The sequence below is a fragment of the Streptosporangium sp. NPDC002721 genome, assembly GCF_042888905.1.
Lineage (GTDB): Bacteria > Actinomycetota > Actinomycetes > Streptosporangiales > Streptosporangiaceae > Streptosporangium.
This window is the reverse complement of the sequence record NZ_JBIAQI010000032.1, coordinates 33,780-46,762: the sequence shown is the minus strand read 5'-3', so window position 1 is coordinate 46,762 and position 12,983 is coordinate 33,780. Positions and strand designations below refer to the sequence as shown.

Below are 12,983 nucleotides of genomic sequence, written 5' to 3'. Positions count from 1 at the left end.
CGGAAGAGCCGTCAGAACACCGAAAGCCCGCCGAGACCATAGGCACCCGGAATGCCGAGTGCACCCGGCCGGGGCCGTAAGACGTCACCGACGGCCCCGGCAAGGGCCGGAAACGACGTACGAGGGGCCGAAGCCCCCCGTACACCCGTGGGTGGCCGAGACCGCCCACGGGAAGGTCCTAGACCTGAACCCGGCGCTCGATCGCGTCGACGATCTCGTCGATCGCCTCGTCGACCGGCACCCCGTTCTTCTGCTCGCCGTTGCGGAAGCGGAAGGAGACCGCGCCGCCCGCGATGTCGTCGTCGCCCGCCAGGAGCATGAAGGGCACCTTCGACTTCTGCGCGTTGCGGATCTTCTTCTGCATCCGGTCGTCGGAGGCGTCGACCTCGATCCTGATCCCCCGCTCCCGGGCCTTCTTCGCGATGTCCTGGAGGTAGGGCGCGTGGGCCTCGGCGATCGGGATGCCGACCACCTGGACCGGCGCGAGCCAGGGGGGGAAGGCGCCCGCGTAGTGCTCGACCAGGACGCCGAAGAAGCGCTCGATCGAGCCGAACAGCGCCCGGTGGATCATGACGGGCTGCTGCCGGGAGCCGTCGGTCGACTGGTACTCCAGCTCGAAGAGGTCCGGCAGGTTGAAGTCGAGCTGGATCGTCGACATCTGCCAGGTCCTGCCGATCGCGTCACGGGCCTGGACGGAGATCTTCGGCCCGTAGAACGCCGCGCCGCCCGGGTCGAGGACCAGCTCCAGCTTCTCGGCCTCGGCGACCTCGCGCAGGGTCTGGGTCGCCTCCTCCCAGTCCTCGTCGCTGCCGACGAACTTGACCGGGTCCTTGGTCGACAGCTCCAGGTAGAAGTCGTCGAGGCCGTAGTCGCGCAGCAGGTCGAGCACGAAGCGCAGCAGCGAGGTCAGCTCGTCGCGCATCTGCTCGCGGGTGCAGTAGATGTGCGCGTCGTCCTGGGTGAGGCCGCGCACCCGGGTCAGGCCGTGCACCACGCCGGACTTCTCGTAGCGGTAGACCGTCCCGAATTCGAACAGCCGCAGCGGCAGCTCCCGGTAGGAACGCCCGCGCGCCCGGAAGATCAGGTTGTGCATCGGGCAGTTCATCGGCTTGAGGTAGTACTTGGCCCCCTCAAGCTCCATGGGGGGGAACATGCCGTCGGCGTACCAGTCGAGGTGGCCGGAGGTCTTGTAGAGCCCCTCCTTGGTGATGTGCGGGGTGTTGACGAAGGAGTAACCGGCCTCCTCGTGGCGCCTGCGCGAGTAGTCCTCCATCGCGCGGCGGATCACACCGCCCTTGGGATGGAAGACCGGCAGGCCCGAGCCCAGCTCGTCGGGGAAGGAGAACAGGTCGAGCTCGGCGCCCAGCCTGCGGTGGTCGCGCTTCTCGGCCTCCTCCAGCAGGTGGAGGTATTCGTCCTGCTTCTCGCGCGACTCCCACGCGGTGCCGTAGATCCGCTGGAGCTGCGGGTTCTTCTCGCTGCCCCGCCAGTAGGCGCCACCGGAGCGCATCAGCTTGAACGCCGGGATGGACCGGGTGGTCGGCACGTGGGGGCCGCGGCACAGGTCCTTCCAGCGCAGCTCGCCGCTCTTGGCGTCGAGGTTGTCGTAGATGGTCAGCTCGCCACCGCCCACCTCGACGCTCTCCTCGTCGGCCGCGCCGCCCTTGAGGCCGATCAGCTCCAGCTTGTACGGCTCGGCGGCGAGCTCCTCGGCGGCCTGCTCGTCGGAGACGGGCCTGCGGGAGAAGAGCTGCCCCTGCTTGACGATCTCGCGCATGCGCTTCTCGATGCGCTTGAGGTCGTCGGGGGTGAACGGGTCCTTGACGTCGAAGTCGTAGTAGAAGCCGTTCTCGACCGGCGGGCCGATGCCCAGCCTGGCCTCGGGGAAGATCTCCTGGACGGCCTGGGCCATGACGTGCGCGGTGGAGTGGCGGACGATGGCGCGCCCGTCGGGGCTGCCCGCCTCGACCGGCTCGATCACGTCGCCGTCGGCCACCCGGGCCGCGAGGTCCTTCAGCTCGCCGTTGGCGCGGGCGGCGACCACCGAGCGGCCGTCCGCCTCCAGCGCCTCCCCGTACGTCGTGCCTCCCGCCACCACACGCTCGGCTCCGGCGAGGGTGATACGAAGTTCTGGCACGGCGGACACTGTTGCTCCCTGGGAGACGTCGGTGATTGGTCTGGATTCGATGCTACCGGTGTCGGCAACGCGATTTCTCAGGCCTTGCGGCTGCGGCGGTAGCCCAGGGAGGTCAGCTCCGCCCGGGTGCCGCGGAAGACGTTGCGGTCGACGGGTTTGTTCGAGTGCTGGTGGATCGTCCACCTGTCCCACGGCCTCGGCACCTCCGGCCTGCCCCGGGGGTGGTCGGGCGCGGCGATCCACAGCGGGTAGGGCTCCAGCCCGGCGCAGTTGCCGTTGCGCGCGAACGACAGGAACGTGTAGACCACCGGCCTCACCCCGGCCAGCGCGATGATCGCCTGGCACCAGCTGCGGGCGAACCGGGCCACCCTGTGCGCCGGGAGATGATCGTTGGTCTCCAGGTCGAGCGCGAGCAGGTCCCCCCGGCGCAGCCCGCCGGCCCGCTGCACGATCTTCAGGAAGTGCACCGCCTGCGCCTCGGGATCTCCCGCGGGGCGGGCGAAGTGGTAGGCGCCGCAGACGATCCAGCTCTCGCGCATGCCGTTCCAGTTGGCGCCGAACCACTTGTCGGTGAAGGTGCTCCCCTCGCTCGCCTTGGCGAAGGCGAAGGAGACCCCGCCCTTCGCGTGCGCCCCCCAGTTGACGGCGCCCTGCCAGTTCGACACGTCGATCCCGTGCAGCATGGCGGCCACGCTAACCACCGGGCCCCGCGGACACACGCCCGACGCTCCCTCGGCGTACTGCCATTGCGGCCACTTTGACTAGGCTTGGTCGGCGTGAACGCAGCAGCCCAGATCTCCGGCGCGTACGCGGCCGGCATCGCGACCATCACCTCCGGCGGAACCGTGCTCGACACGTGGTTCCCCTCCCCACAGCTGGGCGAGCCCTCCTCACCGGGCACCAGGCGGCTGACCGAACAGGAGGCGGTCGAGGAACTCGGTTCCGGGGTCGCCGCGCTGCTCGGCCCCGACGAGGACCGCGGCGTGGAGGTGGTCGCGGTACGCACCGGCATCGCCAAGCTGTCGGAGGCCCCGGCCGACGCCCACGACGCCTACCTGCGCCTGCACCTGCTGTCGGCGCGCCTCGTCCAGCCGCACGGCCAGAACCTGGACGGGCTGTTCGGCCTGCTCAGCAACGTGGTGTGGACCAACCACGGCCCGTGCGCCGTCGAGGGCTTCGAGGAGGTGCGGCTCCGCCTGCGCGCCCGGGGGCAGGTGACCGTCTACGGCGTCGACAAGTTCCCCCGGATGGTCGACTACGTGGTGCCCACCGGTGTCCGGATCGCCGAGGCCGACCGGGTCCGCCTGGGCGCGCACCTGGCGAGCGGCACGACCGTGATGCACGAGGGCTTCGTCAACTTCAACGCCGGGACGCTCGGCACCTCCATGGTCGAGGGCCGCGTCTCGGCGGGCGTCGTCGTGGGCGACGGCTCGGACGTCGGCGGCGGCGCCTCGATCATGGGCACCCTGTCCGGCGGCGGCAAGCAGGTCATCTCCATCGGGCGGCGCTGCCTGCTGGGCGCCAACAGCGGCGTCGGCATCTCCCTGGGCGACGACTGCGTCGTGGAGGCGGGCCTGTACGTCACCGCCGGGACCAAGGTCGCCCTGCCCGAGGGACGGGTGGTGAAGGCCGCCGAGCTCTCCGGCGCCTCCGGCCTGCTGTTCCGCCGCAACTCCACCTCGGGCGCGGTCGAGGCCGTACCCCGTCAGGGGACGAGCGTGGAGCTCAACAGCATCCTGCACGCCAACGACTGACCACCGCCGCTCACCCGGATCGCCGAGTCACCCCGCCGGGTCCCGTGGGAGTCACCGTCCGGGGCGCGGGGCCGCCGTACGAGGCCCTGTCCCCGGGTCCCCGGGTCCCCGGCCGCCCCGCGCGACCCCGAGGCCGTAGGTGCCCGCGGATGTTCGTCCCCGGGCCCCTCAGCTGGCAGGGTGGCCACACGGGCCCCATGGGCCCCATGGGCCCCACGGCCCTCACGTCGACGCGGGCGGGCTCTCCGCGCTGGAAGGACTCACTGGAAGGACTCAGATGACCGATCAGGAGATGGCGGGCGGCGGCGAGACCACCGCGGAGGCGGCGGCCCGGTGGGTGACCGGGCTGTTCGCACCGCAGGTGCTGGTCATCGGGCTGCCCCCGCTCGTCGGGCTGATGGCCGACGGCTGGCCCGGCGCGGTCTGGGGCCTGGTCGCCTCGGCGCTGTGCGGCGGGATCCCGGCCCTGGTGATCCTGAACGGGGTCCGTTCCGGGCGCCTCGACTCCCACCACCTGGTCGACCGGGCGAGCCGTACGGTCCCGCTGATGGTGGCGGTCGCCTCGGTGGTCGTCGCGCTGACGCTGCTGATCCTGCTGGGCGCTCCCCGGCTTCTGGTGGCCACCGTGACCGCGATGCTGGCCGCGCTCGCGGTCACGGTCCCGATCACCCTCCGGTGGAAGATCTCCTTCCACGCGGCCGTGTCGGCGGGCACCGTGGTGGTGCTGGCCCACGTACTGCCCGCCGTGCCCACGCTGGTCGTGGGCGCGCTGGTCGTGGCGACGGTGTGCTGGGCGCGGGTCAGGCTCACCCACCACACGCCCGCCCAGGTCGCCGCCGGGACCGTCACCGGCGCGGGGACGGCCTGGGCGGCCCTGAGCGCCTTCGGCGTCTGAGCGGCTCTGGGCGCCTTCGGCGTCCGAGCGGCCCTGACGGCTGCCCTGACGGCTCCCCCGGCGGGCGGGGAGAACCCTCAGAGAAGGCTCTTGAGGAACTCCCTCGTCCGGGTGCCCCGGGAGAACTCGGAGGCGACGAAGTCGGTGACCCCGGCCTTGGCGAGCTCCTCGATCCGCGCCGACACCTCGTCCTCGTCGCCGATGATCGCAACGTCCGCCGGGCCCTCGGCGCCCTCCTTGTCGAGCACCGCGCGGTACGACGGCAGCTGCCCGTAGATCTCGAACCGCTCGGCGGCGAGCGCCCTGGCCGCCTCGGCGTCGTCGGTGACGCAGACGGGCAGCGCGCACACGATCCTGGGCGCGGGGCGTCCGGCGGCCCGCGCGGCCTCGGTGACGGCGGGCGCCACGTGCTCGGTCACCGTCCTGGCACCGGTCATCCACAGCACGGTGCCGTCGGCCACCTCCCCGGCCAGCTTGAGCATCCTCGGGGCCAGGGCGGCGACGAGCACGGGCATGTCCTTCGGCCCCGGCACGTTCAGGCCCAGCCGCGCCGTGAGGGTCTCCCCCTCGAAGGCCGCGTTCTCCCCGCGCACGAGCGGCAGCAGGACCGACAGGTACTCGCGCATGTGGCGGGCGGGCCGCTCGAAGTTCAGGCCGTACATGCCCTCGATCACGATCTGGTGCGAGAGCCCGACGCCGAGGGCGAGGCGCCCGTCGAGGGCGGCGTTGACGGTGAGCGCCTGCTGGGCGAGGACCGCCGGGTGGCGCGGGTAGGTCGGGACGACGGCGGTGCCGAGCTCGATCCCGGGCACCTGGCTCCCGATCACGGCGAGCGCGGTGAGCGCGTCGAGGTCGAACGTCTGGGACATCCACACGGAGGAGAAGCCGTCATCGGCCCCGCGGGCGATGCGCTCCCGCAGGTGGCCGAATACGTCCGGCTTGTTGGAGCCGTTGATGAACAGTCCGAATCGCATCGTTACCGAACTCCATTCTAGAAGGTCCGCCCAGTCTAGATCGATCGCGGCGATCACACAGCGGTACGGGCGCGGCGAATCGCGGGCACGCGCGAGAACACGACGAGAGCACGACGGAGGAACCCGCCGGAGGCCACGACCGGAGTCACGACGGAGAAGACCGGGAGGCTCAGGGGAGCTCGGTGAACCGCTCCACCTGCTCGATCTTGCCCGCGATGACGATCACGTCCCCGTACCCCAGCACGGTCCCGGCGTCGGCGTAGGTGAACTCGTCGTACTGGCCCTTCACGCAGACCACGGTCACGCCGTACTTGCGCCGGAGGTTGGACTCGCCCAGGGGGACGCCGACGTACTCGCGGGGCGGGCGGGTCTTGACCACCGCGTAGTCGCCGTCGACCTCCATGTAGTCGAGCATCCGCCCGTTGAGCAGGTGGGCCAGCCGCTCCCCCATGTCGTGCTCGGGGAGGATCACGTGGTGGGCGCCGACCCGCTCCAGGATGCGGCCGTGCTCGCGGCTGATCGCCTTGGCCCAGACGTCGTCGATCTCCAGCTCGACGAGCAGGGAGGTGGTGAGGATGCTGGACTCCAGGTCGGTGCCGATGGCGACCACCGCCCGGTAGAAGTCGGGCACCCCCATCTGCCGCAGCGCCTCGATGTCGGTGGAGTCGGCGACGACGACGTGGGTGAGCTTTCCCGCCAGGCTCTGCACCACTTTGGGGCGGTGGTCGATGGCCAGCACCTCGGTGCCCCTGCGGGACAGCTCGACCGCCAGGGAGCTGCCGAAGCGGCCGAGCCCGACGACCACCACCGGATCGTTCCTTCTGTCAGCCACCGATCGTCCTCTTTCGGGAGTGCGCAGCCGCGGGGGGATCCGCCAACGCGAGAAGCCCGGAGGCGGACGACAGCCTCCAGGCTCCTCTATGCGTCTCACTACGCGGGCCCTTAAAGCCCGGATTCGCCCGATCCTACCGCAGGGAACCCCGAGCGACCCTAACCTCAGGGGAACTCCAGGAGGGCGTCCCGGCTCTCGCCGGAAGCCTCCCCGGGGTCCGCTCCGGGATCGTGGTCGTGGCCCGCGAGGGTGTCGAGGACCTGCTGGCCGTACTTGGCGAGCTTGTTCTCGCCGATCCCGCTGATCGTGCCCAGCTCGGCCAGGGACGAGGGGAGCCTGGTCGCGATCTCGCGCAGGGTCGCGTCATGGAAGATCACGTACGCGGGCACGCCCTGCTCCCTCGCGGTGGCCCCGCGCCAGGCGCGCAGCAGCTCGAACACCGGCGCCGCCTCCTCCGGCATCTCGACGGGCTCGGCCCGGCGCGAGGTGGAGCTCTTGGAGGCACCGGAGGCCTTGGCGGCCTTGGGCGCCTTCTCCGGCTCGCGCCGCAGCGGGACCTGGCGCCTGCGGCCCAGGACCTCCGCGCTCGCCTCGGTCAGCACCAGCGTGCCGTAGTCGCCCTCGACGGCGAGCAGCCCCTGCGCCAGCAGCTGGCGCACCACGCCGCGCCACTCGGCCTCGCCCAGCTCCGTGCCGATGCCGAACACCGTCAGGCCGTCGTGGTCGTGCTGGATGACCTTGGCCGTCTTCTTCCCGAGGAGGATGTCGATGATCTGCCCGGCGCCGAACTTCTGGCGGCGCTCGCGCATGAGCCGGAACACGGTCGACAGGACCTTCTGGGCGGCGACCGTGCCGTCCCACGACTCCGGCGGCGACAGGCAGGTGTCGCAGTTGCCGCAGGCGGTGCCCTCCTGGCCGAAGTAGGCGAGCAGTCGCGTACGGCGGCACTCGACCGCCTCGCACAGGGCGAGCATGGCCTCCAGGTGGGTGGCCAGGCGGCGGCGGTGGGCGTCGTCGCCCTCGGAGGTGTCGATCATCTTGCGCTGCTGCACGACGTCCTGGAGGCCGTAGGCGAGCCAGGCCGTGGAGGGCAGGCCGTCGCGCCCGGCCCTGCCGGTCTCCTGGTAGTAGCCCTCGACGGACTTGGGCAGGTCGAGGTGGGCGACGAAGCGCACGTCGGGCTTGTCGATCCCCATGCCGAACGCGATGGTGGCGACCATGACGAGGCCGTCCTCGCGCAGGAAGCGCGCCTGGTTGGCGGCGCGGACGCGGGCGTCGAGCCCCGCGTGGTAGGGCAGCGCCTCGACGCCGTTCTGCACCAGGAACTCGGCGATCTTCTCGACCGAGTTGCGCGACAGGCAGTAGACGATGCCCGCGTCCCCGGCGTGCTCGGTGCGCAGCAGCTCCAGCAGCTGCCGCTTGGGCTCGTTCTTGGGGGCGATGCGGTACTGGATGTTGGGGCGGTCGAAGCTCGCCACGAAGTGGCGGGCGTCCTCCAGGTTGAGTCTGGAGGCGATCTCGGCGTGGGTGGCCCTGGTGGCCGTCGCGGTCAGCGCGATGCGCGGCACGTCCGGCCAGCGCTCGTGCAGCGCGGACAGGGCGAGGTAGTCGGGCCGGAAGTCGTGCCCCCACTGGGCGACGCAGTGCGCCTCGTCGATGGCGAACAGCGAGATCACCCCGCTGTCGAGCAGCCGCAGCGTGGAGTCGACCCGCAGGCGCTCGGGCGCCAGGTAGAGCAGGTCCAGCTCGCCGGAGAGGAAGGCCGACTCGACCGCGCGGCGCTCCTCGAAGTCCTGGGTGGAGTTGAGGAACCCGGCCCGTACGCCGAGCGCGGTCAGGGCGTCGACCTGGTCCTGCATCAGCGCGATGAGCGGCGAGACCACCACTCCGGTGCCCTTCCGCACGAGGGCGGGGATCTGGTAGCACAGCGACTTGCCGCCGCCGGTCGGCATGAGCACGAGGGCGTCGCCACCGGACACGACGTGCTCGATGATCTCCTGCTGGCCCGCCCGGAACGAGTCGTAGCCGAAGACGCGCTGCAGGACCCGCGACGCGTCGCTCACCTCGGGGCCGTTCTCGGGGGAAGCCATCGGGACATTGTACGAGGATCTTCCCGCTGGTCGGCGGCGAACGGGCCGGAAGCACGGACTCCCGCAGACTCCCGCAGACTCCCCGGACTCCCCGGAACGGTTCGGGGGCCGCCCGGGGCCTGGACCCCGGTGCCGGGCGCGCGGGCCGGGTCCCGGCCCGCGCGCCCGGACGAGGTCCGGACACCGGCCCCGGCCGGGCAGCCGGTCCCTGGCGGAGGACACCGGCAGAGGGCCGGACGGGAAAGTGCCGCCGGGAGGGTCGGACCTCCCGGCGGCACCGGTTACCGCGGTTCTCCCGGGATCTTCCTAGAAGATCCCGGGATCACCGGATCACGGGTTGACGTTGATCGTGAAGGTCGACGTCGTGTTCCTGATGTTCTGGAAGTTGTTGCTCAGCTGGAGATTGTTGAACGTGGCCGAGCCGACCGCCGGGCCCTGACCGGGCTCGGGCATCTCGTTGGCCCAGATGGCCCAGCCGGACTTGGCGTCGTAGGCGTCGCCGCTCTTCCTGGCACCGGTGATCGAGACGTTCGTGAAGATCGTGTCGGTGACCGGGTTCTGCGGCTGGTTGCCGACGTAGTTGGTCTGGAACATGATTCCGCCGTAGGTCGGGTCCACGATGTCCACGTTGTTGACGCGGATGCCCTGGAAGACCTTGGAGGCGGAGAAGACCCAGATCGCCGGGAAGACCTGCCCGTTCCAGAAGTGACCGCCGGCGCGGACGATCGAGATGTTCTCGAACCTGGTGGGCGGGCTGGCGCCGAAGCCGTTCATCGGGTAGCCGAAGTCCAGCGAGCTGATCGTGATGCCGGAGTAGACCAGCGTGTCGGCGATGTAGATGTTCCTGAAGACGTTGTCGTACCCGCCGTAGACCGCGACGCCCGCGGCCCGCCAGGTCAGGATGGACGTCAGGTTCTCGTAGACGTTGCCCTTCATGTCGGCGCCGCCGGCGTCGATGGCCGAGAACAGCGCGAAGCTGTCGTCACCGGTGGCGCGGGCCTCGTTGTTGCTGACGAGGTTGTCCGTGCTGCCGTTGGTCATGTTGATGCCGTCGGCGAACATGTTGCGGATGCGGGAGTTCTTGATCGTCACCCGGTCGGTGTTGGCGCCCCAGTAGAGGCAGACCATGTGCTCGTTCCAGATGTTGTCGATCACCACGTCGGCGACGTTGGAGAAGTCGAACACCTTGCCCGGGCCGTCGATGCGCGAGGTGTAGTTGCCGAAGTAGGCGAAGTTCGCGAAGGACGAGCCGTTGGCGCTGGCCTCGGCGCGGAAGCCGACGTCGGTGTTGTCCTGGGTGTCGGGCGCCCGGAACTGGGTGAACCAGGGGCCGGCGCCGACCACCTTGACGGCCTTGCCGTAGACCTGGAACTTGCTGGCCGTCTGGTAGGTGCCCGCCGGCAGGTAGACGCCGATCAGGTTGCCGGTGTTGTCCATCCGGACCCGGTCGAGGGCGTTCTGCACGTCCTGGTGGGTGAAGCCGGTGGGGGTGGTGTACCGGGCGGGGTCGGGGTTCGCGACCGGCGAGACCTGCTCGGTGTTGATGAAGTCGATCGCGTACGTCGTGGTGTTGGCGGGGTCCTTCTGCAGCCTGATCTTGCTGCCGGCCGGGACGGTGGTCCCGAGCATGACGTTGGCCTCGTCGTAGATGTGACGCGGCCCGCCGGAGCCGGGCGAGTTGTTGGGACCGGCCTCGGGGCCGTACAGCCAGGCGTACTTGGACGTCAGGTTGATCGGCTTGAGGAAGGTGCCGTTGACGTAGACGTTCAGCGTCGAGTTGATGCCGCCGCCGCCCGGGGCGTCGGGGATGGAGAAGCGGGTGACCAGGGTGTTGGTGCTGGCCTTGGTGGTGAACTCGACGTAGCTGCCCGTGCTGTTCAGCGTCACGGCCCTGCGGCCGGACGCCTCACCGGCCACGTGGCCGATCTCGCGGTTGGGGCCGACCACGGCCGCCCCGCCGCCGACGACGGCGTCCTCGGCCTCGTAGAAGTCGTACGGCATGTTGGCGCCGCGGCCGACGAAGAACGGCTGGGTGGCGGTGTTGTTGGCCCGCTTGACCGGGAGCTCGTTGGCGTCGTCGGCGAGGACCGTCCTGACGGTGAACTTGCCGTTGGCCGCCGTCCAGGTGCCCAGGTTCACCGGGCTGGTGGTGGCACCCGCCGCGATCACACCGGTGTGGGAGCCGGTCAGGGTACGGACGACGGTGCCCGCCTCGTTGAGGACGTTCAGCGTGATGCCGTGGGCGCCGCTCGCGGAGGCCAGGGTGCCCTGGTTCTTGATCGCCACGGAGAAGGTGACGACGGAGCCGCTGGACGGGTTGCTGGGGGTCCAGCTGGTCGTGGCGACCAGGTCGGAGGTGCTGACCGGCGTGATCACGAGCGGGGAGGAGGCCGCGAAGGTGTTGTTGGACTCGTTCTGCTCGATGACGCCGTTGTCCTCGTCGACCTTGGCGCTCAGCGGGTAGCTGCCCGCGTCACGCGGACCCGCGACGGCCGACACCGTGGCGGACGCCCCGGCGGCCAGCGCGCCGACCGCGGCGGTGCCGACCTTGGTGGTGCCCAGGTAGAAGTTGACGTTCGTCGCGCCGGAGGCCGCCGAACCGGCGTTGCGCACCGTGGCCGAGAGCGTGACGGAGGCGGTCTCGACGGGGGAGGCCGGGGACGCGGTCAGAGCGGTGATCGTCAGGTCCGGGTTCGGCGCCGGGGTGCCGATGACCTGGAACTCGGCGACCTGACCGGCGGGGGCGCCGGTGTTGGAGGTGATCCTGAGCTGGACGTCGGCGTAGGCGCCGCTGACCGGGATCGTCACCGTGTTGCCGGAGGCGGGGTTGAAGGTGTAGTTCGCCGCCCCCACCAGGCTGGTGAAGGTGGACGAGCTCTGCGCGCGGCCGAGGACCTGGATGTTCTGCGTACGCGTTCCCCAGGCGCTGTCGGGGTTCAGCTTCAGCACGACCGAGCTGAGGGTGGCGTTCGACCCGAGGGCGACGGTCAGCGTGTTGGGGTAGCTGCCGCCGTTGCCCTCCCAGTAGGTCGCCGTGTTGTTGTCGTTGGCGTTGGTGGCCACGAACGTGAAGACCGAGGAGGAGGCGGTGATCGCCTTGCCGACGGCCAGGTTCGTCCCGGTCGGGGTGCTGCCCTGGCGGGTGACGGTGTTGCTGTTGCCCGACTCGTTGCCCGCGGCGTCCTTGGCCTTGACGTGGTAGGAAACCGTCGCGGTGGCCGGCTGGGTGTCGGTGTAGGTCAGGACGTTGCCCGCCACGCTGCCGCGCAGGGCGTTGTTGGCGTAGATGTCGTACCCGGTCACGCCGACGTTGTCGGTCGAGGCGTTCCAGGTCAGCCTGATCTGGCCCGAGCCCGGCTCGGTGTAGGCCAGGTTCGACGGCGTGCTCGGCGGCGTCGTGTCACCGCCGCTGACGGGGCCGTACACCTCGAACTCGGAGATCTGACCGGCCGGCCAGCCCGTGTTGGCGGTGAGGTTCAGCCGCAGGTAGCGGGCGCTGGTCGCGGCGAAGTTGATCGTCACCGTGTTGCCGGTCGCCGGGTTGAAGGTGTAGCCGGCCGAGCCCACGACCGTCGTGGTGGGCGTGGCGCTCGTGCCCGCCAGCACCGAGAGGGTCTGCGTCCTGGTCTCCCAGGCCGTCGCGGGCGGCAGCTTCAGGATCACCTGGTTGACGCTGGCCGCGGCCCCCAGGTCCACCTGGACCCACTGCGGGAAGGCGTTGTTGTTGCTCTCCCAGTAGGTGGTGGCGTTGCCGTCGGTGACGTTGCCCGCCCCATAGGGGGCGTTGACGCTGCTGGAGGAGGTCGACTTGCCCGCCGCGAGGTTGGGGCCGGCCGCCGCCGAGGCCGGTGCGACGACCGCCCCGGCCAGAGCGAGCAGGCTGGTGGCGGCCATCGCCGCCATCAGCCGTAACGCCAGGTACTGCTTTCTCATTGCGTTCCTCTATCTCTCGTCTGGAACGACAGGGTCGGGAGGGAGGCCGGGGCCTCCGCCGCGCGACGCGCTCGGCACCCGGGGGTGCCTCGCCCACGAGGTGCGGGTCCCCGGTCCCGATCTCCGGGACCTGGGAATCCGGCGTACGGGCCGGCCGGGTGATCTGTGCGGGCCGATCCGCGAGCCGTGCCTCGTTCGTCGCTGGGGGGTGCTGGTCGCCGTGTGCGCCGGTGCCCTTCTTGTGGAGGTGACCGGCGGGACGAGCGATGGGTGAACGTCGGATCTGGTTCGGATCTGGTGATGTCCGTCTACGGGCCCGGACGGGAGATGTCCGGAACCACGGCCCCTCGACCGGCCGCGGCGGCGCG

8 protein-coding genes are annotated in these 12,983 nt (G+C 70.6%); 2 read left to right on the top strand and 6 right to left on the bottom strand.

The genetic code is table 11. From position 1 onward, the window contains the following. Positions 1 to 178: 178 nt before the first annotated feature. Together thrS and ACFYWM_RS36775 are read right to left on the bottom strand one after the other, a co-directional pair. Positions 179 to 2,146: a threonine--tRNA ligase gene (gene thrS / locus ACFYWM_RS36780; RefSeq protein WP_389923821.1), complete on the bottom strand. Its 1,968-nt coding sequence runs from the start codon at positions 2,144 to 2,146 to the stop codon at positions 179 to 181. Positions 2,147 to 2,214: 68 nt separating this feature from the next. Continuing rightward, entirely contained in the window at positions 2,215 to 2,820 is a 606-nt protein-coding gene (locus ACFYWM_RS36775) for a glycoside hydrolase family 25 protein (protein ID WP_389923818.1), read from the bottom strand. Between the two features lie 93 nt (positions 2,821 to 2,913). Here ACFYWM_RS36775 and dapD point away from each other — a divergent pair, with 93 nt between their 5' ends. After that, a complete protein-coding gene (dapD, locus tag ACFYWM_RS36770; protein WP_389923815.1) occupies positions 2,914 to 3,891 on the top strand; it encodes a 2,3,4,5-tetrahydropyridine-2,6-dicarboxylate N-succinyltransferase in 978 nt (325 codons plus the stop codon). A gap of 277 nt (positions 3,892 to 4,168) precedes the next feature. After that, positions 4,169 to 4,786 (top strand): hypothetical protein, encoded by a 618-nt coding sequence (locus tag ACFYWM_RS36765; protein WP_389923812.1) that lies wholly within the window; start codon positions 4,169 to 4,171, stop codon positions 4,784 to 4,786. A 77-nt stretch (positions 4,787 to 4,863) separates the two neighbouring features. Here the strand turns inward: ACFYWM_RS36765 and ACFYWM_RS36760 are convergent, their stop codons facing one another. The 4 genes from ACFYWM_RS36760 to ACFYWM_RS36745 form a co-directional block, all read right to left on the bottom strand. After that, entirely contained in the window at positions 4,864 to 5,760 is an 897-nt protein-coding gene (locus ACFYWM_RS36760; RefSeq protein WP_389923809.1) for an LLM class F420-dependent oxidoreductase, read from the bottom strand. Between the two features lie 169 nt (positions 5,761 to 5,929). Beyond that, positions 5,930 to 6,592, bottom strand: a complete 663-nt coding sequence (locus tag ACFYWM_RS36755) for a potassium channel family protein (protein WP_389923806.1) — start codon at positions 6,590 to 6,592, stop codon at positions 5,930 to 5,932. A 164-nt stretch (positions 6,593 to 6,756) separates the two neighbouring features. Then, the gene (gene recQ / locus ACFYWM_RS36750) at positions 6,757 to 8,682 is read right to left on the bottom strand and encodes a DNA helicase RecQ (RefSeq protein WP_389923803.1); all 1,926 of its coding nucleotides are present in this window, start codon (positions 8,680 to 8,682) and stop codon (positions 6,757 to 6,759) included. A gap of 330 nt (positions 8,683 to 9,012) precedes the next feature. Next, positions 9,013 to 12,615, bottom strand: a complete 3,603-nt coding sequence (locus tag ACFYWM_RS36745) for a discoidin domain-containing protein (protein ID WP_389923800.1) — start codon at positions 12,613 to 12,615, stop codon at positions 9,013 to 9,015. Between the last annotated feature and the right edge of the window lie 368 nt (positions 12,616 to 12,983).